The following is a 21,773-nucleotide window of genomic DNA, read 5'->3' on the forward strand; positions in this document are numbered from 1 at the left end:
CTTTCCGCCCGGAAAAGGCCGGGGCCGGGAAATCCCGGCCCCGGAGCCTCACTCCAGACCGTAGATAATCTTTTTGAAGGCCGCGCCCCGCTCCGCGAAGTTCTTAAACTTATCAAAGGAGGCGCAGGCAGGCGACAGAATCACCACATCGCCGGACTGAGCCGCCTGGCAGGCCGCCAGCACCGCCCCGTCGAAGGAGCCGTACTCCTGGATGGGCAGGGCGTCCGGGCGATAGCCTGGGGAGGCCTCCACCGCCGCGCGGATCTTGGAGGCGGTGTCCCCCGTCAGAAACAGGGCCTTCACGTGCTCCACCACCTCGGGGCCCAGCACGTCGAAGGGGATGTGCTTGTCATACCCGCCGGCGATGAGGAGCACCTTCTCTTTGAAGGAGCGCAGGCCCGCGATGGTGCGGGAGGGGCTGGAGGCGATGGAGTCGTTGTAGTACCGCACGCCCCGGAGGGTGCGCACCAGCTCGATGCGGTGCTCCACCCCGGCGAATTTGGCCGCGAAGTCCCGCACCACCTGGTCGGGCACCAGGCCGTCCAGGGCGGCGATGGCCGCCATATAGTTCTCCACGTTGTGTTCGCCGGGCAGAAGGATGTTCTCCAGGTAGAGTACTGGCCGCTCGTGCATGTCGTTGCGTACCCAGACGGCCCCGTCCTTCACAAAGACGCCCTTCTCCGGCTCCGTCCGGCGGCTGAACAGGGTCACCCGGCCCCTGGCCTCGGATGCAAAACCGCTGGTGATGCCGTTGTCGGCGTTGAGCACCAGCAGGCCGCCGGGGCCCTGGTGGGTAAAGATGTTCTTCTTGGCGGCGATGTACTCCTCCATGGACTTGTGGACGTCCAGGTGGTTGGGCGCCAGGTTGGTGATCACCGCGATGTCCGGGCTCTGCTCCATGGTCATGAGCTGGAAGGAGGACAGCTCCAGCACCGCGATGTCGCCGGGCTCCATGCCGTCCACATCGGGGAGCAGGGGCCGGCCGATGTTGCCGCCCACGTACACGCTCTTCCCCGCCGCCTTGAGCAGCTCGGCGATGATGGTTGTGGTGGTGGTCTTGCCGTCGCTGCCCGTCACGGCGATGGTTTTGCAGGGGCAGACCTGGAAGAACACCTCCATCTCCGAGGTGATGACGCTCCCCCGCTCTTTTGCCGCGATCAGCTCCGGTACGTCGGGTCGCAGGCCGGGTGTGCGGAAGATTACGTCATGATCCAGCCCCTCCAGATAGTCCGAACCCAGCCGCAGCTCGGCCCCAAGGCTCTCCAGCTCCTCGGCCTGGCCGGCGAAGTCGTCCCGCTGGCGCTTGTCGCAGGCGGTCACCGCAATCCCCGCCCGCAGGAGCATCTTGATCAGGGGGGTGTTGGACACGCCGATGCCGATCACCGCCACCCGCTTCCCCCGCAGGGACGCCAGATAATCCTGTATGGTGGAACTCATAGCACGTTCCTCCCTCATATAGTCTGTAACTAAATGATTATATCCTATCGCGGAAAAAATTTCAATGAAAATGCGGCGGCTTGGGGGACACTCACGATTCCCATTTGACAAGCGGGCCGGGATCCGGTACAATGTGCTTCGCAAGCAAGCTGGACAGCCGCGCGGGCGGGGCGAAAGGCCCGTCTGTGAGGAAAGTCCGGGCTCCACAGGGCAAGGATAACGGGTAACACCCGCCGGGGGCGACCCTAGGAAAAGTGCAACAGAGATATACCGCCTTGTTCTTCCCGGCCCCTCAACGGGGCCCCCGCAAAAGCGCACGCTTTTGTGGGGAGAGGAGGCACAGCGGAGGGAGCGAGCTTTGCCGCCTGCGGCGAAGCGAGGGATCCGAAGCTTGTGCCGACGAGGTAAGGGTGGAAAGGTGAGGTAAGAGCTCACCCGACGGCGTGCCAAGCGTCCGTCGCTGTAAACTCTATCCGGAGCAACGCCGTGGAGGGACATATGGCCGGCCCGGCCGTCCCGGGGAGGCGGCTTGAGCGTACCGGCAACGGTGCGTCGAGATAGATGGCTGTCTTAAAGGACAGAACCCGGCTTACAGGCTTACTTGCAAATATGGCCGCCCGGAGCACAGAGCTTCGGGCGGCCTTTTTACTCACCTGAGCGGCAAAGCCGCTCAGGTGAAAAAGCTGCAGCCCGCTGCGCGCGGGCAAAGCCCACACTTGCGGGCTGAGAAGTGTTTTCCCCGACGCACATGTCGCCGGGGAAAGCGGATTTTATCTGATTCCGCCGCCTGCGGGCGGCGGAACTCTGCGAGGCTTTTTTTGATGCCTGTCACAAATGGCGGGGCCGGGCCGTTATACAGGGTGAAAACCGGTTTTTGAAGCATGAGCAAAGGAGGCGAGGCACATGGACGAGGCGGAGCTGAGCCGGCGCTTTCCCACGGGGGACGAGGAATGCCTGGAGGAGGCGGTGGCGCGCTACGGGCAGGCCCTTCTGCGGTACTGCCACCACATTCTCTGCGACTATCACGAGGCCCAGGACGCGGTGCAGACCGCCCTGCTGCGGGCCTGGGATCGCCGGAGCCGCTTCCGGGCGGGCACCAATCTGGAGGCGTGGCTCTACAAGCTGGCCTATCACGCCTGCATCGACCTGCTCCGGCAGCGGAAGCGGCAGCTCTTTACCCCTCCTCCGCCGCCCGCTCGGGGGCCGGACTATATCGGGCCGGAGCTGCGGGAGGCGCTGGGCCGCCTCACCGCCCAGGAGCGGGGGCTGGTGTTCGGCCGGGTGATGGAGGGGCGGCACTACGACGAGCTGGCCCGGATCTACGGCCAGTCCGCCGCCACCCTGCGCAAGCGGTATGAGCGGGCCCGGGGCAAGCTGGCCCGGGCCCTGACGGAACTGAGCGACACAGAAACAGAAAAGGAGGTATCTCCATGATGCGGACACCAGAGGAGGAGCGGATTTTTCACGCCCTCTCCCAGATTCAAACACCGGCATGCGACCTGTCCGGCGTGGTGGAACAGGCGGGCAGGCAACGCCGGGCCCGCCTCCGCCCCGGCCGGCCCCTGGCGGCGGCGGCGGTGCTGTGCGCCCTGCTGACCATCGGCGCGGCGGCGGTGGGCATCTCCGGGGCGTGGCGGTACTTCGCCCCCTCCCTGCCCCAAAACGCGGTGGAGACGGTGGGCGTCAGCCAGACCGCCGGGGACTACACCCTCACCGTGGTGGATGCGGTGGCCGATGACAGCAATATCCTGCTCCTGCTGGCCCTGAGCCGGACGGACGGCAGACCCATCGACCCGGAGGCCAGCCTGAATACCACTTCGATGCATCTGAATTTGGAAATCGAGGCAGAGCGGGGCGCAGGCTCCAGCGGTATGCTGGGGCGGCAGTTCTCCCAGGACGGCACCACACTTTATCTTCTCTTTAATGCGAGCTATGTCACCGACCAACCCGACACCCTGGTCAACCAGCCCCTCACCCTCACCGCCGATGGAGTAGCGGTGAGGCTGCATGACAGCGACGGTCTCTATCATGTGCGCGGCGATTCCCCTGTTTCCCTGGCCCCGCTGGCAGAGCAAGAGAACCCTGATTTCTCCGACACTCACTTCCGGGGAAACGCAGAGGAGATTGCCCGGGCTGCGGCCGCCGTTGGCTGTGACATTCCCCTGCCTTTGGACGAGCAGTTTCCGGACTATGCCGTTTTAGGAGCGGCTATGACGGAAAACGGCCTGTCCCTTGTGTTGCGAAGCGGCCGATATACCTCCAGCGACCTGGTATGTACCGATGTATTTCCCGACACTCTCATCGATACCCGTACCGGAGAAAAATACAGAGGTTCCTCCGGACAAGGAGCAACGTTGGAGGATGGAACCCGGGTCGTACTCTGGTCTTTCCAGGACTGTCCCCTCGCCTTGGATGACCTGCCTTACCTGGAAGTGGAGGTATCCTACAATATGGATCGGGTGCTCTCCGACCAGCCTTTTTCCCTTACCTTTACGCTCGGGAAGTCCTCCGGGATTTCGATCCCGATAGAAGAGCCGCTGGAACTGGACGGCCTCACCCTCCACCCCACCGAGCTTCGGCTCTCCCCTCTGGAGCTGCGAATCCTTTTTGCGGACGGGTACGAGGCGGCCTTCTCCATCCGACAGGAGGGCACCGCGCCGGTACTCCATCTGGCCGACGGCACGGAGATTGCCACCCGCTGGGGCGGCGGCAGGTATCTGGGCGGCGGCACTCTACCCAGTGTCGGATTTCTGGTCGAGGACGCCGACGGCGAGCGTATCTTCATCGACCCCGGGCAGGTGGTGTCCATCACCTTCGGGAACCTGGAGATCCCCGTGGAGCACTGACCCTCTCCCCAAAAACGGCGCGCCGCGAGACGCGCCGTTTTCCATTGCCCCGGCCGGTTGGATCTGCTATGATTGTAAGAGATTTTTCAGAATTGTCTCATGCTCTTTGACAGAAAGAGCTGGTAAGATACCGTCCATAGGAGGGATTTGTGTGAACGAGTGTATTCTGGTGGTGGATGACGACAAGGAGATCGTCAAGGCCATCGCCATTCTGCTGGAGAAGGAGGGCTACCGGGTTCTCAAGGCCTACAACGGCATGGAGGCCCTGGACTGCGCCCTGGATCCCACGCTGCGGCTCATTATCATCGACGTGATGATGCCCCAGCTGGACGGCCTGTCGGCGGTGATGAAGATCCGGGAGAAGCGCAACCTGCCCATCATCGTCCTGTCCGCCAAGAGTGAGGACTCCGACAAGGTGCTGGGCCTGTCCATGGGGGCGGACGACTATGTGACCAAGCCCTTCAACCCCCAGGAGCTGGTGGCCCGGGTGCGCAGCCAGCTGCGGCGGTACACCCAGCTGGGGGACGTGAACGCCCAGGGCCAGGGCGGGGAGATTATCAACGGCCGGCTGTGCTACAAGCCGGAGGAGCGGGTGCTGCTGGTGGACGGGGAGCCGGTGAAGCTGACGGCCACGGAGCTGAAGATCGTGGATCTGCTCATGCGCAACCTGGGGCGCATCTTCCCCGCCGAGGAGATCTACCGCCGGGTGTGGAACGAGGAGGCGTATGCCACCGAGAACACCGTCATGGTGCACATACGCCGCATCCGGGAGAAGATTGAGCTCAACCCGAAGGAGCCCGAGTATCTGAAGGTGGTGTGGGGCATTGGATACAAAATCGAAAAGCATTAAGCCCGCCGTGGCCTTCACGGCCTTTGTGCTGGGCATCAGCCTGCTCATCTATACCGCGGCGGCGGTGGTGATTATAGCCGTGGCAAGCGCCGGCAGCGCGGTGATCCCCTGGAAGGATGTGTTCTGGACAGACTACCAGACCACGGACAGCTTCCGCAGCTATCTCTCCGACCGGCTCTCCGTTCTGGTGCGGAGCGCCGCCGACCCGGAGGGGGCGGATCCCATGACGCCGGAGGACACCAACCTGCTCTACGTGGTCACGGCGGGTGATGCTGTCCGCTTTGCCAACACCGACGAGCTGCGGCCCAACCAGCTTCCGGAGGGCTACAACTTCCTGCTGACCTACGACGGGGAGTCTGTCCGCGTTTACAAGGACGGGCGTGAGATCTCCGACAGCTTCCAGGTCGCTCTCCCGGCGAAAACAGACGCCGATGTATCTGTCTCCCTGGCGGCGGCGGAACATCCCACCGGCTACAGCTATGACGGCTACAGCAGCTTTTCCTATCTGCTCGATGATCTCCGGCAGATCCGCGCCTTTGTGATCTGGCTGCTGATCGTCCCCGCCCTGGCGGGCATCGCCCTCACCGCCTGGTCTATCGTCTGGCACCGGTACAAGGTGCGGGCCGACCAGGCCATCGCCTGGTTCACCGGGCGGGTGTGGCTGGAGTTCAAGCTGCTCCTCCTCATTCCCTTCCTGTGGATGTGCGCCCTGGCCTTCATGTGCTGTCTGGCGGTGGTCACCAACCAGGCGCTCACCTACGGCGTCCTGCGCTATGCGTCGGTGCCCATGGCCCTGTGGTGGTTCTATCTCTACGTCAACGACATCCGGTACAACTTCGGGCATATCACGGCTCGGAGCCTGTGCGCCGGATTGGCCGGGCTGCTCCGGCGGCAGCTGCTGCGCCGCCCCGCCGCCCAGCGCACCGAACGGCGGATGATCTGGCAGTTTGCCGCCTGCCTCCCCTTCTTCCTGTTCTGCGCCCTCTCTGTTCCCTATCTGTTGAACCATTGGTTTGCCTATGGCATCCGGCCCATATTGCTGCTGCTCATCTGCGCCGCCGGTGTGGCTCTGATCGCCCTCCAGGTGTGGCTGATGAAGGAGAACAAACAGTCCGCCGCGGAGCTGGATGACCTGCTGGGCCGCATCGAGGCCGCCGGGGCGGGCAGGCTGGAGGGGGCCCCTCCCCTGCCGGAGGAGTCCGACTTCCACGACGCGGCGGAGCAGCTCTCCCACATGGAGGCGGGCCTGCGCACCGCCCTGGACGAGCGGATGCGCAGTGAGCGGATGAAGGTGGAGCTGATCACCAACGTCTCCCACGATCTGAAAACCCCCCTCACCTCCATCATCAGCTACGCGGAGCTGCTGAAACAGGAGGACGACCTGCCCGAAGCCGCGCGGGACTATGTCCACATCCTGTCTGACAAGGCAAAACGCCTCCAGACCATGGTGCAGGACGTGTTCGAGGTGAGCAAGGCCACCACCGGCAACCTGCGGGTAGATGTAAAGCCGCTGGACTTTGCAAAGCTGCTCCGCCAGACGCTGGCGGACATGGAGGAGGCCATCGCGGACAGCGGCCTGAGCCTCAAGCCCCGCCTGCCCGATGCGCCGGTGTGGATCGCCGCCGACGGCGACCGGCTCTACCGGGTGTTCCAGAACCTGATCGGCAACGCGCTGAAATACTCCCTGCCCGGCTCCCGGGTCTACCTGGATCTCACCGTGGAGGGGCTTCAGGCCACGGCCATGGTGCGCAACACCTCCAGGGAGGAGCTACCCGACGGGGTGGATCTCACCGAGCGGTTCGTCCGGGGGGACGAGAGCCGCACCGACGGGGGCAGCGGCCTGGGCCTGTCCATCGCCCGCACCTTCACCGAGGCCTGCGGCGGAGCCTTCTCCGTCCAGACCCAGGCCGACCTGTTCACCGCCGCGGTCTCCTTCCCCCTCACCATGGAGCGGCCGCCCCAGGAGGAAACCATATAGGAATATCAAAAAGCGGAGGTGCGCCATACGGCGCACCTCCGCTTTTGGGGATTTAGAGATACAGCTCCGGGGGCCGCTCCGTCCTGGTGAGGGCCTCCTCCAGATGGGCCACGGTGGCGGAAAAGGCCGCCGCCTCCACCCTGCGGCTGCCGGTTGGGCAGGCGTGGACACAGGCCAGGCAGCGGATGCACTTCTCCCCGTCGGTCTCCCGGGGAGCGGCCGGGTCGATGGCCTCCACCGGGCAGGCCCGGGCGCAGGCGCCGCAGCCGGTACAGCTCCCGTCCCCCTCCGGATAGAAGGGGGCCCGCTGGAAGTCCCGGTAGGGCCGGTTTCCCGGCAGCGCCGGGGGCTCCCACGCCCCGGACAGCTTGTCCGCCGCCCGGCGGCCCAGCTCCGCCGCCGCGGCCAGATCCGCCTCGCTGGGCCGGCCCTTCCCCACCTTGGCCGAGAAGGTGTGGGGGGCCACGAAGGAGCCGGCCGCCAGGGTGCGGAAGCCCCGGGCGGCGCACAGGTCGCTCAGCTCCACCAGGGCGTCGTCAATGAGCCGGTTTCCGTACACCGCCAGCAGAATGACGGGGGTGTTCCCGCCGTGGAGGCCGTCCAGCAGGCCCTCCACCTCCGGCACCCGGCCGTAGTACACCGGCACGCCCAGGATCACCAGATCGTTTTCTGTAAAGTGATATTCCTTTCTCCGCTCCTCCGGGCGGGTGAAATCCACCTCCCGGTGCTCGCCGGGAATGGCCGCCGCCACGGCCCGGACATAGGCGCGGGTTCCGTGGGTGGGGCTGAAATAGAGTGCGGTAACGCGCTGTTCCATGGTTGTTCCTTCCTTTCCGCTGTTTTCTTTTCCTGAAAAAAGCGCGCCGCGGGACTCAGCCCCGCGGCGCGTCTTTCTGCCTTCTTCCGGCTCTGACGGTCTGTACTCAGCAGCAGCTGCTGCCGCAGCCGTTGTTGCAGCCGCAGCCATTGCCGCCCCAGCTGTTGCCGCCGCAGCAGCAGCAAAGCAGGATGATGATCAGGATGATCCACAGGCAACCGCCGCCGCCGAATCCGCAGCCATTATTGCACCCCATTATGAAGTACCTCCCGGTATGAAGATGGAAACCTGGCGCCGGGGCGGCGGAAGACCGCCTCCGGCCCGGTTTCAATCCATTCTATGCCGGAATGGGCTGTAGGTGCGGATTTTACTCCAGTTCAAAAGCGCCGGTATAGAGCTGATAGTAGATGCCGTGCTGCTGGATCAGATCCTCGTGGTCGCCCCGCTCCACGATGCGGCCGTGATCCAGCACCATGATGGCGTCGGAGTTGCGGACGGTGGACAGGCGGTGGGCGATGACGAACACGGTGCGGCCGCTCATCAGGGCGTCCATGCCCCGCTGGACAATGGCCTCGGTGCGGGTGTCGATGGAGGAGGTGGCCTCGTCCAGGATCATCACCGGCGGGTCGGCCACGGCGGCCCGGGCGATGGCGATGAGCTGCCGCTGGCCCTGGGACAGGTTGGCGCCGTTGCCGGTGAGCATGGTGTCATAGCCCTGGGGCAGGCGGCGGATGAAGTCGTCGGCATTGGCCAGCACGGCGGCGGCCTCCACCTCCTCGTCGGTGGCGTCCAGGTTGCCGTAGCGGATGTTCTCCCGGACGGTGCCGGTGAACAGGTTGGTGTCCTGGAGCACGATGCCCAGGGAGCGGCGGAGATCCGGCTTCTTGATGTCGTTGATGGAGATGCCGTCGTAGTGGATCTTGCCGTCGGCGATGTCGTAGAAGCGGTTGATCAGGTTGGTAATGGTGGTCTTGCCCGCGCCGGTGGCGCCCACGAAGGCCAGCTTCTGGCCGGGCTTGGCGAACAGGCTGATGTCGTGGAGGATGGTCTTGCCCTCCTCGTAGGCGAAGTCCACGTGGTCGAAGCGCACATCGCCGGCCAGCTTCACGTACTGGAAGCTGCCGTCGGCCTGGGGCACCTTCCACGCCCACAGGTTGGTGTGCTCACGGGTCTCCACCAGGGTCTGGCCGTCCTTGTCATAGGACACGTTCACCAGGGTGACGGTGCCGTGATCCTCCTCGGAGGGCTCATCCATCAGATTGAAGATCCGTTGGGCGCCCGCCAGGGCCATGACCACGGAGTTGAACTGCTGGGAAATCTGGCTGATGGGGTTGGAGAAGCTCTTGGACAGCTGGAGGAAGGTGGCGATGGTGCCCAGGGTGATGCCGGCGTCGATGCCGCCCAGGGCCAGCGCGCCGCCGGCCATGGCCACGATCACGTACTGGACGTTGCCGATGTTGATCAGGATGGGCATGAGGATGTTGGCGTACTTGTTGGCCTTGTCGGCGCTCTCACACAGGGCGTCGTTCACCTTGTCAAAGCCCTCCTGGGCCTCCTCCTCGTGGCAGAAAACCTTGACCACCTTCTGGCCGTTGATCATCTCCTCGATATAGCCGTTCAGATCGCCCAGCTTCACCTGCTGCTGGACGAAATAGCGGCCGCTGCGGCCGGCCAGGAACTTGGTGACCAGCAGCATGACGATGATGCACAGGATCACCACGCCGGTGAGCAGCAGGTTGGTGGCCAGCATGCTGACAAAGGTGACCAGGATCATCATGGCCGAGTTGATCACCTGGGGAATGCTCTGGGAGAGCATCTGGCGCAGGGTGTCCACGTCGTTGGAGTAGACGCTCATCACGTCGCCGTGGGCGTGGGTGTCAAAGTACTTGATGGGCAGGGTCTGCATGTGGCCGAACAGATCGTCGCGGATGCGCTTCTGCACGCCCTGGGAGATAGTGACCATAATGCGGTTGTAGGCAAAGGCGCACAGGGCGCCCACAAGATACAGGCAGGCCATCATGAGGATCACCCGCAGCAGGCCGCTGAAATCCGGATTGGCCATGGCGGCCAGGGGCACGATGTAGTTGTCAATCAGGGTGCCCAGGAACAGGGAGCCGGACACGGAGGCCACGGCGCTGACCAGGATGCACAGGATGACCACCACAAACAGGGCCAGGTAGCCGCGGCCCACGTAGCTGAGCAGGCGGCCCACCACGTGCTTGCGATTCACCGGAGCCTTATTCATCGTCGCTGCCTCCCTTCGTCTGGGACTCATAGATTTCGCGGTAGATGTCACAGGTCTGGAGCAGCTCCGCGTGGGTGCCCATGGCGGCGATCCTGCCGCCGTCCATCACCAGGATCTTGTCGGCATCCTCAATGGAGGAGATGCGCTGGGCGATGATGAACTTGGTGGTCTCGGGGATCTCCTCCCGGAACGCCTTGCGGATCAGCGCGTCGGTCTTGGTGTCCACGGCGGAGGTGGAGTCGTCCAGGATCAGGATCTTGGGCTTTTTCAGCAGGGCGCGGGCAATGCACAGGCGTTGCTTCTGGCCGCCGGACACGTTGGAGCCGCCCTGCTCGATGTAGGTGTCGTACTTGTCGGGGAACTCCTGGATGAAGGGGTCGGCCTGGGCCAGCCTGCACACCCGAACCATCTCCTCGTCGGTGGCCTCCTTGTTGCCCCAGCGCAGATTGTCCTTGATGGTGCCGGAGAAGAGCACGTTCTTCTGGAGCACCATGGCAACCTGCTCCCGCAGGGCCTCCATGTCGTAGTCCCGCACGTCCACGCCGCCCACCAGCACGCGGCCCTCGGTGGCGTCGTACAGGCGGGGGATCAGCTGCACCAGGGTGGTCTTGGAGGTGCCGGTGCCGCCCAGGATGCCCACCGTCTCGCCGGATTTGATGGTCAGGTTCACGTCCTTCAGGCACTCCTTGGAGGGATCCTTGGCATAGCTGAAGCTGACGTTCTCAAACACCACGGAGCCGTCCTTGACCTTCTCGATGGGGTTGGGGCCGTTCTGGAGGTCGCTCTCCTCGTTGAGCAGCTCGGTGATACGCTCGGCAGAGGCGCGGGCGATGACGATCATGACCACCACCATGGACAGCATCATCAGGTTCATGAGGATCATCATGATATAGCTGAACATGCTGGTGAGCTGGCCGGTGGTCATGGAGCCGTCCACGATCAGGTGGGCGCCCAGCCAGGACACCGTGAGGATGCAGGCGGCCACGCACAGCTGCATCAGGGGGCTGTTGAAGGCCAGAATCTTCTCGGCCTTGGAGAAATCCAGGTAGATCTCCTTGGAGACCTTGCCGAATTTCTCCTTCTCGTGCTCCTCCCGCACGAAGGACTTGACCACCCGGATGCCCAGCAGGTTCTCCTGCACCACGTTGTTCATCCAGTCGTACTTTTTGAACACCCGCTCAAAGATGGGATGGGCGCGGGTCATGATGAAGAGCAGGCCCAGCGCCAGAACCGGGATCACGACCAGGAAGACCAGGGCCAGCTGGGGGTTGATGGTAAAGGTCATCACCCAGGCGCAGATGAGCATGATGGGGCAGCGCACCGCGATGCGGATGATCATCATGAAGGCCATCTGCACGTTGGTCACGTCGGTGGTCAGGCGGGTGATGATACCGCCGGTGGAGTACTTGTCAATGTTGGAAAAGGAAAATTTCTGGACGTTGGCGTACATCTCCCGCCGCAGATTGCGGGACAGGCCGGTGGACGCCTTGGCCGTAAAGCGGCCGGACAGGGCGCCCAGCAGCAGGGCCACCAGCGCCATGGCCACGACCGTCAGGCCGTAGAGGGCGATGTGGTGCATGCTGCCGGCCTCCACGCCCTCGTCCAGCAGCTTGCCGGTCATCGTGGGGATCAGCACGTCAAAGACCACCTCGCCGATGACGAAAACCGGCGTCAGAATAGTGGCCGGCCAGAACTCCTTGATACAGCCCGCTATGCTGCGTTTTTTCTTCATAGGGTTCCCTCCTTGGGTGAAATTCGCCTGCTAACTGTTAGCATGAGGACTGCCCGTCGATCGCTCCGCCTCAGGCCGCGGATTGGACAGCTCCGTCAGATTGTGCTTGAGCTTCTCCACCGTCGCCATGAACTGGTCGAGCTCCGCCTGGGTCAGTCCCCGGGTCAGCGCCGCCTCCACATACTGGATACGAACCGCCGCCTGCTGGTTGAGGGCCTCCGCCTTTGGCGTGACCATCACCCGCTTGAGCCTGGCATCCCGGCTCACCGGAAGGCGGACAATCAGCCCCTCCGCCTCCATGTTTTTCAGCAGCCGGGAGGCCGTGGAGCGCCGGATGGAGAACACCTCCTCCAGCGTCTTCTGGAAGATCTCCTGATCCCGGTTCCGGCAGAGGAATCCCAGCAGCATCCCCTGCATCTCGGTAAACTCGTCACAGTCCGGCCGGCCGGCCTGTTCCCACATCTTCCGCCGCATCAGATTGGACAGGGCCTTGATCTCATAGCCGATATGACGCTCTCGCCGCATGCGCCCTTCACCTCCTTGTTTGAACAGTATTATTTTAGTTTCCTTGCTAACAGTTGTCAATGAGCACAATATACAAAAAGCCTCCCGTCAGCCGGGAGGCTTTTTTCTGGGTGCGGATGTTCAGGACAGGCGGGACACAGCCACGCCGTCCATGACGGCCTGCAGCTGGCTCTTGTCCACGCCGCTGCTGGCCGCCGTCTTGTCCAGCAGGATGCCGCTGCCGTCCTTCAGGGGCGCGGACAGGGCGAAGTAGGACAGGTAAACCACCTGTGCCCGCAGGAAGCTCCCGCTGTTCAGGGCGGTGCGTTCGGCGGAGGTGAGCACACCCAGCTCCACCGCGCGATCCAGAGCGGTGCTCCAGGTGAAATCCGGGGAGGTGCCGCTGTCCGTGTAGCCCAGGGCCCGCAGCAGGAAGGTCACATACTCCCCCGCCGTGATGTTGGTGTTGGCCCCGAAGTAGAGCCGTCCGTCCAGGCCGGGGCCGATCCCCTGGGTATAGCCCTGCTCATAGGCATAGGCCACATAGCGGTCACACCAGGCCGGGGTGTCCACAAACGGGTTGGCCGCCGTGCTGCTCAGGGCGGCCCCCTCCTCCCCGATCAGGCGGAGGAACATGACCAGGCCCACCAGCCGGGTGGGGGCCACCTCCAGATCATAGCCGGAGCCGTAGGCGGTACCGGTGCCCTGGAACAGGCCCATGTCCCTCAGGGCATCGGCCAGGGCGTTGTAGTCCACCCCGGAGCCGGGGACAATGGTATAGGTGCCCTCCAGACTCAGCACGGCGGTGTCGGAGGTGACGGTCACCGTCCCGCCGCCCTCTGCCGCCAGGCCACGGTGGCGGGCGGTCAGGGCGGCCCCGGCGGACAGCGCGGTTCCGGCCGTCACGTCCACCAGAGTCCCCGTGCTGACAGAGGCGCCCCCCGCCAGCAGCAGCATGCCGGAGCCGGCGGGCAGGGTGAGCACGTCCCCCTCCTTGAAGCGGTAATCCGTAAGGGCGGAGGCGGAGCTTCCGCCGTTCAGATACGCGCTGTGGCGACCCTCCAATACAGAGGACGCCGACTGATAGATGCTCTGGGTCTTCTCCTCCACCCGGGCCTGGGCCTGCTCCAGCACGCCGGGCACATAGGTCTCCTCCAGATAGGTCTGGGTAATCAGGCTCTCTCCCCCGCTGGCGGCGTACACCGCCGCGCAGCTGATGAGGACAATGAGGGCCAGCAGTCCCGCGGCAAGTCGTCTCATGGCGCCTCCGAAATCATGTAGTTCAGGGCCAGCAGGCTGTCGGCGAAGTGGACATTTTCAACCACAACCCCCGGCGCGTTCAGGTTCAGCTCAATGTTGGTGAAGTTCCAGATCCCCTTCACGCCGCAGGCCACCAGGCGTCCGGCGATCTGATTGGCCACCCCCCGGGGCACGGTAAGCACCCCGATGCTGGCGGGATTCTGACTCAGGTATCGCTCCAGCTGATCCACGTGGTGGATGGCAGTGCCGGAAAACTCCTGCCCCACCAGCGGCGGGGCGATGTCAAAGGCGGCGATGAGCTTCACGCCGGAGCGGTCGAAGTGGAAGTTCTCAATCAGCGCCCGGCCCAAGTTGCCCGCGCCCACCACCACAGCGGTGTGCCCCCGCTTCATGCCCAGAATCTCGGAGATCTCCCCCCGCAGGTTCTCCACGTTGTAGCCATAGCCCTGCTGTCCGAACTCCCCGAAGCAGGAGAGATCCTGCCGGATCTGGGAGGCCGTCAGGCCCATGGATCTGCCCAGGGCGTTGGAGGAAATGCGCTCCACCCCCGCCAGATACAAATCGTTCAGGTGCCGGTAGTACCGGGGAAGCCGCCGGATTACGGCACTGGACACCTTATCTTTTCTCATGCTTGTATCCCTCTTCCCGTGCGAAGCTCTGTCCGTCCCTCTCAGTTTACCCAAAATACCCGGCGCTGTCAACGCCGCCGGTCACACAATCCGGCTGCGCAGGGTGCCGATGCCCTGGATCTCCACCTCCACCGTGTCGCCGGGGTGCATGGGCCCCACGCCGGCGGGGGTGCCGGTGGCGATCACGTCGCCGGGCTCCAGGGTCATGGACGCGGTGATGAAGGCGATGATCTCCGGGACGCTGGTGATGAGTAGGCGGGTATTGCTCTGCTGCACCACCTCCCCGTTGAGCAGGGTGCGAATGTCCAGGCTGGCGGGATCCACCTCGTCGGTGACCACCGGGCCCATGGGTGCAAAGCCGTCCATGTTCTTGCCCCGGGCCCACTGTCCATCGGACCTCTGGATATCGCGGGCGGTGACGTCGTTGAGACAGGTGAAGCCCAGGACATAGTCCATGGCCCGCTCCGCCGGCACGTCCTTGGCCCGGCGCTTCATCACCACGCCCAGCTCCCCTTCATAGTCCAGACGACCCACAAAATCGGGGGCGTGAACCGTCCCCAGGTGGGCATTGAGGGCGTTTGGCGCCTTCAGGAACAAAGTGGGCCTCTCCGGGTTGTGGGATGCGTCGAACATGGAGCGCATCTCCTCGATATGGTCGTAATAGTTCTTGCCCACACAGACAATCTTGGTGGCCTCGCAGGGGGCCAGCAGGCGGCAGGCCTCCAGCGGCAGGCTCTCACCGTCATAGCGGAGTTCTTCAAAGGGCGGAGCCTCCAGCGTGCGAACCAGATCGCCGTGGAGGACGCCCCAGACGCCTTTCTCATCCCGAAGGATTTTTACGTACTTCATAAACTCCCCTCCGCATGCTCCAGAATCAGATCCAGCAGTTCCTGCTTCCCGTCCCCCTTCTCTGCCGAAAAGGGGATCAGCCTGACAGACTCATCCAGCTCCAGGGTTTCCCGGATCCGGGCCAGATTGGGCTCGATGTCGCTTTTGCGCAGCTTGTCCAGCTTATTGGCCACCACGGCAAAGGGTCGGCCGCTGTTCTTGAAAAACGCCGCCATGGTGCAGTCATCCGCCGTGGGCTTGTGCCGGGCGTCCACAATCTGCAGGCCCAGGGTCATGAGGGAGCTGTCGGCGAACCACTCCTCCATGAGCCGCCCCCACCGGGCCTTCTCCGCCTGGGACACCTTGGCATAGCCATAGCCCGGCAGATCCACCAGGTAGAAGGCCCCATCAATGAGAAAATAGTTGATATGGGTGGTCTTGCCCGGCGCCGCCCCCACTCGGGCGAAGTTCTTCCGGTTGAGCAGCCGGTTGATCACCGACGACTTCCCCACGTTTGACCGCCCGGCAAAGGCCACCTGGGGCAGCCGATCCCGGGGGAAATCGGCGGCCTTGGCGGCGGAGCGCACAAACTCCGCCTTCTGTAAATTCACTCGCATCCTATCACGTCCTCACTGTCGGAAGGTGGGCACTTCCCGGCCGGCCACCGTGCTCTGATGCGGGCGGGGCAGATCGGGGGCAGCGGTCTGACTGGCCTGCTCCAGTGCCTCGGCCAGCACCGTGTCCACCTGCTCCACCGGCACGAAGCGCAGGGCGGCGCGAACCGTAGGGTCGATGTCCTCCAGATCCGGCAGGTTGTCCGCCGGCAGGAACACGGTCTTGATGCCGCTGCGGTAGGCGGCCATGGTCTTTTCCTTCAGCCCGCCGATGGGCAGCACGCGGCCCCGTAAGGTGACTTCGCCTGTCATGGCGATCTCCCGCCGCACCGGGGCGCCGGTAAGGGCGGACACCATGGCGGTGGTGATGGCGATGCCGGCGGAGGGCCCGTCCTTGGGCACGGCCCCCTCCGGGAAGTGGACATGGATATCCTTCTTCTGGTAAAAGTCCTCCGGCAGGCCCAGGGCGGCGGCCCGTCCCCGGATATAGGACAGGGCGGCGTGGGCGGATTCCTTCATCACGTCCCCCAGGTTGCCGGTGAGCTCCACCTTGCCGGTGCCTGGCACCACAGCCGCCTCTACCTCCAGGATCTCGCCGCCCACACTCGTCCAGGCCAGGCCGTTGACCACGCCCACCTGCTCCGTGCGGGGCAGACGCTCCGGATGGTAGCGGCGGACGCCCAGGTACTCCTCCACGTTGTCTCCTGTCACGTGGACAGACTTTACACCATCTGAAACCACATGCATGGCGGCCTTGCGGCACAGGGCGGCCAGCCGCCGCTCCAGGATGCGCACGCCGGACTCCCGGGTGTAGCCCCGGATTACCTCCCGGATGGCGTCGTCGGTGAGCTTGAGCTGGCCGGCCCGCAGGCCGTGGCGCTTGCGCTCACGGGGCAGCAGGTGCCGCTTGGCGATCTGCAGCTTCTCCTCGTCGGTGTAGCTGGTCAGCTCAATGACCTCCATCCGGTCCAGCAGGGGCCGGGGGATGGTGTCCAGGGTATTGGCGGTGGTGATGAAGAGCACGTCGGACAGGTCGAAGGGCACCTCCAGGTAGTGATCCCGGAAAGTGCTGTTCTGCTCGGCGTCCAGCACCTCCAGCAGGGCGGATGCGGGATCTCCCCGCTGGTCGCTGCCCAGCTTGTCGATCTCGTCCAGCAGCAGCAGGGGGTTGCAGGTGCCCGCCTGCCGCACCGCGGCGATGATGCGGCCGGGCATGGCCCCCACGTAGGTCTTGCGGTGGCCGCGGATCTCCGCCTCGTCGTGGACGCCGCCCAGGGAGATGCGGGCCAGCTTCCGGTTGAGGGCCCTGGCCATACTCATGGCGATGGAGGTCTTGCCCACGCCGGGCGGGCCCACCAGGCAGAGGATCTGCCCCCTCAGCTGGGGGGCGAGCTGCTTGACGGCCAGGAACTCCAGGATGCGCTCCTTCACCTTGTCCAGGCCGAAGTGGTCGGCGTCCAGCACCTTCCGCGCGGCCGCCACGTCCACCCGCTCCTTCGTCTTCTTCCCCCAGGGCAGCTCCAGCACCGTGTCCAGATAGCCCCGGATGACGCTGGCCTCGGCGGAGCCGAAGGGCTGCTTCTCCAGGCGGCCCACCTCTTTGTTCAGCTTGTCCGCCACCTCCCGGGGCAGCTTTGCCCCGGCGATGCGCTGGCGGTACTCGGCCAGCTCGCTGTCGCCTCCGGCGCCGTCCTCCCCCAGCTCCTGCTGGATCACCTTCATCTGCTCCCGCAGGACATAGTCCCGCTGGCTGCGGGTGAGCTGCTCCCGCACCTTGCCCTGGAGCTCCTGTTCCATCTCCAGGATCTCCACCTCCCGGCGGAGGCTCTGGCACAGGCGCTCCAGCCGGCGCACCGGCCGCAGCTCCTCCAGGATGGCCTGCTTGTCGCTGGTGCGCATGGGCAGGTTCTGGGCGATGTAGTCGGCGATGTAGCCGGGATCCTCGCTGGACAGCACCGACAGGAGGATGTCGGGGGTCATCTTGGGGGCCAGCTCGATGAAGGACTCAAAGAGCTCGTAGGTCTGGCGGATCAGCGCCTCCGTCCGGGCGGAGCGGCGCACCGGCTGCTCGGCGGGGAGCTCCTCCACCCGGGCGGCCAGATAGGGCTCAGTCTGGGTCATCTCCAGCAGGCGGCCCCGGCTCAAGCCTTCCACCATCACCCGCACATTGTCGCCGGGCAGGCGGAGGAGCTGGCGCACATTGCAGACGGTGCCGACACTGTAAAGGTCTTTCTCCTGCGGATCCTCCACGGCCAGATCCCGCTGGGCCACCAGGAAAATGGGCTGGCCGGAGCCCATGGACTCGTCCAGGGCCTTGATGGAGGCCGCCCGGCCCACGTCAAAGTGGAGCAGCATGTTGGGGAAGACCGTCAGCCCCCGCAGCGCCAGGGCGGGCATGGTCTTTTGCAGATTGGTTTCCATGGCGTCTCCCTCCCTTCCGGAGTTGAAACCAAAGCAGGGCGAGGGCACCGCCCCCGCCCCGCCGGATGTGTTTAAGATACGTTCCCCTTGGGCACAGCGCCGCCCTGCTCCGCATGGAGCGAGGCGCCGCCCAGCCGGGGCCGCTGGGTGCGGCTGGGATCGCGCTCAATCTTCGGCGGCGCGTGATCCTTCACGCTCTCCTCCGTGATGGTCACCTTGGCGATGGTGGGATCAGAGGGCACGTCGTACATCAGCTGGGTCATGACCTCCTCCAGCACGGCCCGCAGGCCGCGGGCGCCGATGCCCCGCTCAATGGCCTTGTCGGCGGCGGCCTCCAGGGCCTGGGTGTCAAAGCTCAGATCCACCATATCATACTCCAGCAGCTTCTGGTACTGCTTCACCAGGGCGTTCTTGGGCTCGGTGAGGATGCGCACCAGCTGGCCCTTGTCCAGGGCGCTGAGGGTGGTGATCACCGGAAGACGGCCCACCAGCTCGGGGATGATGCCGAACTTCAGCAGATCGTGGGGCTGCACCTGCTTGAGCACAGAGGTGGTGTCCCGCTCCCCCTTGGTCTTGATGTCGGCGCCGAAACCGATGGTCTTCTTGTCCAGGCGCTGCTCGATGATCTTCTCCATCCCGTCGAAGGCGCCGCCGCAGATAAAGAGGATGTTTTTGGTGTTGATCTGGATGAACTCCTGGTGGGGGTGCTTCCGGCCGCCCTGGGGCGGCACGTTGGCAACGGTGCCCTCCAGGATCTTCAGCAGGGCCTGCTGCACGCCCTCGCCGGACACATCCCGGGTGATGGAGGTGTTCTCGCTCTTGCGGGCGATCTTGTCGATCTCGTCCACGTAGATGATGCCCCGCTCCGCCAGCTCGATGTCGTAGTCGGCGGCCTGCACCAGGCGCAGGAGGATGTTCTCCACGTCGTCGCCCACGTAGCCGGCCTCGGTAAGGGTGGTGGCGTCGGCAATGGCGAAGGGCACCTTCAGAATCCGGGCCAGGGTCTGGGCAAACAGGGTCTTGCCGCAGCCGGTGGGGCCCATGAGCAGGATGTTGCTCTTCTGGAGCTCCACGTCCTCCCCGCCGCCGAAGTAGATGCGCTTATAGTGGTTGTACACCGCCACGGACAGGGCCACCTTGGCGTCCTCCTGCCCGATGATATACTCGTCCAGTACCGTCCGGATCTCGTGGGGGGTGGGGATCACGTCGGGGATGTCGGGGCTGAAGGGCTCCTCCGGATCGTAGGTGTCGTCCAGGATGCTCATGCACAGGTGGACGCACTCATTGCAGATATAGGCCCCGGGCCCGGCGATGATGCGGGCCACCTGCTCCTGGTGCTTGCCGCAGAAGGAGCAGCGGACAGACTTGTGCTCGTCATTTTTTGGCATGTTGTGCTACCTCAGTCTCTTGAACTCAAAGGGAGCGGGACGTTGGCTTCCCCGCTCCCTTTGTGGAATTTTATCGCTTATAGATGACTTTGTCAATGAGGCCGTACTCCATGGCCTCCTCCGCGGACATGAAGTTGTCCCGCTCACAGTCGGCGGTGACCACTTCCAGCGGCTTGCCGGTGTTCTCACTCAGGATCTTGTTCATGCGCTTCTTGATGATCTCCAGGCGCTTCAGGTGAATGGCCATGTCGGTGATCTGTCCCTGGGTGCCGGCGGAGGGCTGGTGGATCATGATCTCCGCGTTGGGCAGGGCGAGACGCTTGCCCTTGGCGCCGGAGGAGAGCAGGAAGGCGCCCATGCTGGCGGCCATGCCGATGCAGATGGTGGACACGTCGCACTTGATGTACTGCATCGTGTCATAGATGGCCATGCCGTCGGTCACCGAGCCGCCGGGGCTGTTGATGTAGAACTGGATGTCCTTGTCGGGATCCTGGGCCTCCAGATACAGCAGCTGGGCCACCACCAGGCTGGCCGTGGTGGCGTTGACCTCCTCCCCCAGGAAGACAATGCGGTCGTTCAGCAGGCGGGAGAAGATGTCGTAAGAGCGCTCGCCGCGGTTGGTCTGCTCCACTACATAGGGTACTAAGCTCATGGTAATAGGATCTCCTTTTTTTGATGTCGGAACGTTCCGGCCATCCCGCCGGGGACGGGCAGGCTCACACAACAGTATGCCCGTCCGCTGGCAGCTTATTCCTCGGTTTTCTCCTCAGCCTTCTCCTCGGCAGGCTCCTCCGCCTTCTTCTTGGTGGTCTTGCGGGTGGTCTTCTTGGGCTTCTCCTCGCCCTCGGCGGCGTCCTCAGCCTTCTTCTTGGAGGAAGCCTTCTTCTTGGCGGGGGCCTTGCCCACCTTGGCGCTGTCATAGACCACGTGCTCGGCCTTGTGGTAGCTCTGCTCCTTGCGGATGCCCTCGGCGTCCACGGCCTCCTTCACCTTGTCCAGCTCCATGTGGTACTGCTCGGCCAGGCGCTTGTACTCCTCCTCGATCTCCTCGTCGGAGACGGTGATGTTCTCGGCGGCCACGATGGCGCCCAGGGCCAGGTCGCGGCGCACCCGCTCCATGGCGGCGGCCTTGGCCTGCTCCCGCATCATGTCCACGGTCATGCCCATCATGGACAGGTACTGCTCAAAGGGGATGCCCTGGGCCTGGATGCGCTGGGCCATGTCGTTGACCAGCTGGTCAGCCTCATAGTCCACCATGGCGTCGGGGATCTCCACCTCCATGTTGGACATGACCTGCTCCATCAGCGCGGCCTCGAAGTCCCGCTGGGCCTGGGACTCCCGGCGCTCCTTCAGCTTGTCGCCCAGATCCTTCTTGAAGTCGGCCAGGGTGTCAAACTCGGACACGTCCTTGGCGAACTCGTCGTCCACCTGGGGCAGCTGCTTCTCCTTCACCTCGTGAACCTTCACCTTGAAGACCACGGGCTTGCCGGCCAGCTCGGCGGCGTGGTAGTCCTCGGGGAAGGTGACGTTCAGCTCCTTCTCGTCGCCGGCCTTGGTGCCAACCAGCTGCTCCTCAAAGCCGGGGATGAAGGAGCCGGAGCCCAGCTCCAGGCTGTGGCCCTCGGCCTTGCCGCCGTCGAAGGGGGTGCCGTCCAGGAAGCCCTCGAAGTCGATCACCACGGTGTCGCCCTCCTTGGCCTCCCGCTCCACGGTGACCATGCGGGTGGCGCGGTTGATGAAGGGCTTGAGCTCACCCTCGATGTCCTCGTCGGTGACGGTGACCTCGTTCTTCTCAGCAGTGAGGCCCTTGTACTCGCCCAGCTTCACCTCGGGGCGGACGGTGACGGTGGCCTTGAAGGTCAGGCCGTCCTTGCCCACGTCCAGCACCTCCACATTGGGCCAGGACACGGTGTCCAGCTTCTCCTGCTCCACGGCCTGGGTGTAGGCCTCGGGATACAGATCGTTGATGGCGTCTTCATAGAACACACCGGAGCCGTACATGCCCTCGATGATCTTCCGGGGGGCCTTGCCCTTGCGGAAGCCGGGGACAGTGATCTTGCCGCGCTGCTTCTTATAGACCTTCTCAACGGCGGCCTCGAACTCCTCCTTGCCGATCTCGATGACCAGCTCGACGGTGCTCTTCTCCTTTTTTTCGACGCTCTTGACATTCATGTTGTTTACTTCCTCCTGTCAGCCCCGGGCGCCGGATCCGGCGCTTTGGGGC

At 64.3% G+C, this 21,773-nt stretch carries 18 protein-coding genes and 1 other RNA gene; 5 read left to right on the forward strand and 14 right to left on the reverse strand.

Features of this window, described 5'->3' with window-relative positions; all coding sequences use genetic code 11:
- Positions 1 to 48: 48 nt before the first annotated feature.
- Complete coding sequence (gene murD, locus B5E42_RS13705) at positions 49 to 1,437, reverse strand: UDP-N-acetylmuramoyl-L-alanine--D-glutamate ligase (RefSeq protein WP_162613994.1); 1,389 nt, start codon at positions 1,435 to 1,437, stop codon at positions 49 to 51.
- Positions 1,438 to 1,578: 141 nt separating this feature from the next.
- Between murD and rnpB the strand changes: the two genes are divergently transcribed.
- The 5 genes from rnpB to B5E42_RS13730 all read left to right on the forward strand — a co-directional run bounded on the left by rnpB (position 1,579) and on the right by B5E42_RS13730 (position 7,111).
- An RNA gene (gene rnpB, locus B5E42_RS13710) (RNase P RNA component class A) lies at positions 1,579 to 2,045 on the forward strand.
- 295 nt (positions 2,046 to 2,340) lie between these two features.
- A complete protein-coding gene (locus B5E42_RS13715; RefSeq protein ID WP_087240605.1) occupies positions 2,341 to 2,871 on the forward strand; it encodes a sigma-70 family RNA polymerase sigma factor in 531 nt (176 codons plus the stop codon).
- Positions 2,868 to 4,283, forward strand: a complete 1,416-nt coding sequence (locus tag B5E42_RS13720; RefSeq protein ID WP_087240607.1) for a DUF4179 domain-containing protein — start codon at positions 2,868 to 2,870, stop codon at positions 4,281 to 4,283. Before B5E42_RS13715 ends, B5E42_RS13720 begins: the two co-directional genes overlap by 4 nt.
- 151 nt (positions 4,284 to 4,434) lie before the next feature.
- Entirely contained in the window at positions 4,435 to 5,133 is a 699-nt protein-coding gene (locus B5E42_RS13725) for a response regulator transcription factor (protein WP_087240609.1), read from the forward strand.
- Positions 5,108 to 7,111 (forward strand): HAMP domain-containing sensor histidine kinase, encoded by a 2,004-nt coding sequence (locus B5E42_RS13730; RefSeq protein WP_087240611.1) that lies wholly within the window; start codon positions 5,108 to 5,110, stop codon positions 7,109 to 7,111. Before B5E42_RS13725 ends, B5E42_RS13730 begins: the two co-directional genes overlap by 26 nt.
- A gap of 52 nt (positions 7,112 to 7,163) precedes the next feature.
- Here B5E42_RS13730 and B5E42_RS13735 read toward each other — a convergent pair whose 3' ends face one another.
- The 13 genes from B5E42_RS13735 to tig form a co-directional block, all read right to left on the reverse strand.
- On the reverse strand, positions 7,164 to 7,928 hold the full coding sequence (locus B5E42_RS13735) for a 4Fe-4S binding protein (RefSeq protein ID WP_141242545.1): 765 nt from the start codon (positions 7,926 to 7,928) through the stop codon (positions 7,164 to 7,166).
- Positions 7,929 to 8,034: 106 nt separating this feature from the next.
- Complete coding sequence (locus B5E42_RS19360) at positions 8,035 to 8,184, reverse strand: hypothetical protein (protein WP_204244416.1); 150 nt, start codon at positions 8,182 to 8,184, stop codon at positions 8,035 to 8,037.
- Positions 8,185 to 8,295: 111 nt separating this feature from the next.
- A complete protein-coding gene (locus B5E42_RS13740) occupies positions 8,296 to 10,173 on the reverse strand; it encodes an ABC transporter ATP-binding protein (protein ID WP_087240615.1) in 1,878 nt (625 codons plus the stop codon).
- Positions 10,166 to 11,905 (reverse strand): ABC transporter ATP-binding protein, encoded by a 1,740-nt coding sequence (locus tag B5E42_RS13745; protein WP_087240617.1) that lies wholly within the window; start codon positions 11,903 to 11,905, stop codon positions 10,166 to 10,168. The genes B5E42_RS13740 and B5E42_RS13745 overlap by 8 nt, the downstream gene beginning before the upstream one ends.
- Positions 11,906 to 11,935: 30 nt before the next feature.
- A complete protein-coding gene (locus tag B5E42_RS13750) occupies positions 11,936 to 12,430 on the reverse strand; it encodes a MarR family transcriptional regulator (RefSeq protein ID WP_087240619.1) in 495 nt (164 codons plus the stop codon).
- Between the two features lie 120 nt (positions 12,431 to 12,550).
- A complete protein-coding gene (locus B5E42_RS13755; protein ID WP_087240621.1) occupies positions 12,551 to 13,669 on the reverse strand; it encodes a hypothetical protein in 1,119 nt (372 codons plus the stop codon).
- The gene (locus B5E42_RS13760; RefSeq protein WP_087240623.1) at positions 13,666 to 14,298 is read right to left on the reverse strand and encodes a redox-sensing transcriptional repressor Rex; all 633 of its coding nucleotides are present in this window, start codon (positions 14,296 to 14,298) and stop codon (positions 13,666 to 13,668) included. Before B5E42_RS13760 ends, B5E42_RS13755 begins: the two co-directional genes overlap by 4 nt.
- An 81-nt stretch (positions 14,299 to 14,379) precedes the next feature.
- Complete coding sequence (locus B5E42_RS13765; protein ID WP_087240625.1) at positions 14,380 to 15,147, reverse strand: fumarylacetoacetate hydrolase family protein; 768 nt, start codon at positions 15,145 to 15,147, stop codon at positions 14,380 to 14,382.
- Positions 15,144 to 15,743, reverse strand: coding sequence for a ribosome biogenesis GTP-binding protein YihA/YsxC (gene yihA / locus B5E42_RS13770; protein WP_087240627.1), 600 nt, complete (start codon positions 15,741 to 15,743; stop codon positions 15,144 to 15,146). The genes B5E42_RS13765 and yihA overlap by 4 nt, the downstream gene beginning before the upstream one ends.
- Positions 15,744 to 15,755: 12 nt before the next feature.
- Positions 15,756 to 18,161, reverse strand: coding sequence for an endopeptidase La (lon, locus tag B5E42_RS13775; RefSeq protein ID WP_087240629.1), 2,406 nt, complete (start codon positions 18,159 to 18,161; stop codon positions 15,756 to 15,758).
- Between the two features lie 71 nt (positions 18,162 to 18,232).
- On the reverse strand, positions 18,233 to 19,549 hold the full coding sequence (gene clpX, locus B5E42_RS13780) for an ATP-dependent Clp protease ATP-binding subunit ClpX (protein WP_087240631.1): 1,317 nt from the start codon (positions 19,547 to 19,549) through the stop codon (positions 18,233 to 18,235).
- Between the two features lie 70 nt (positions 19,550 to 19,619).
- Positions 19,620 to 20,201, reverse strand: a complete 582-nt coding sequence (clpP, locus tag B5E42_RS13785; protein ID WP_087240633.1) for an ATP-dependent Clp endopeptidase proteolytic subunit ClpP — start codon at positions 20,199 to 20,201, stop codon at positions 19,620 to 19,622.
- 95 nt (positions 20,202 to 20,296) lie between these two features.
- Positions 20,297 to 21,721 carry a trigger factor gene (gene tig, locus B5E42_RS13790; RefSeq protein ID WP_087240635.1) on the reverse strand — a complete coding sequence of 475 codons (1,425 nt, stop codon included), beginning with the start codon at positions 21,719 to 21,721 and terminating at the stop codon, positions 20,297 to 20,299.
- Positions 21,722 to 21,773: the final 52 nt, after the last annotated feature.

Origin of the sequence: Flavonifractor sp. An10, assembly GCF_002161215.1 — a bacterium.
GTDB classification, from domain to species: domain Bacteria; phylum Bacillota; class Clostridia; order Oscillospirales; family Oscillospiraceae; genus Flavonifractor; species Flavonifractor avistercoris.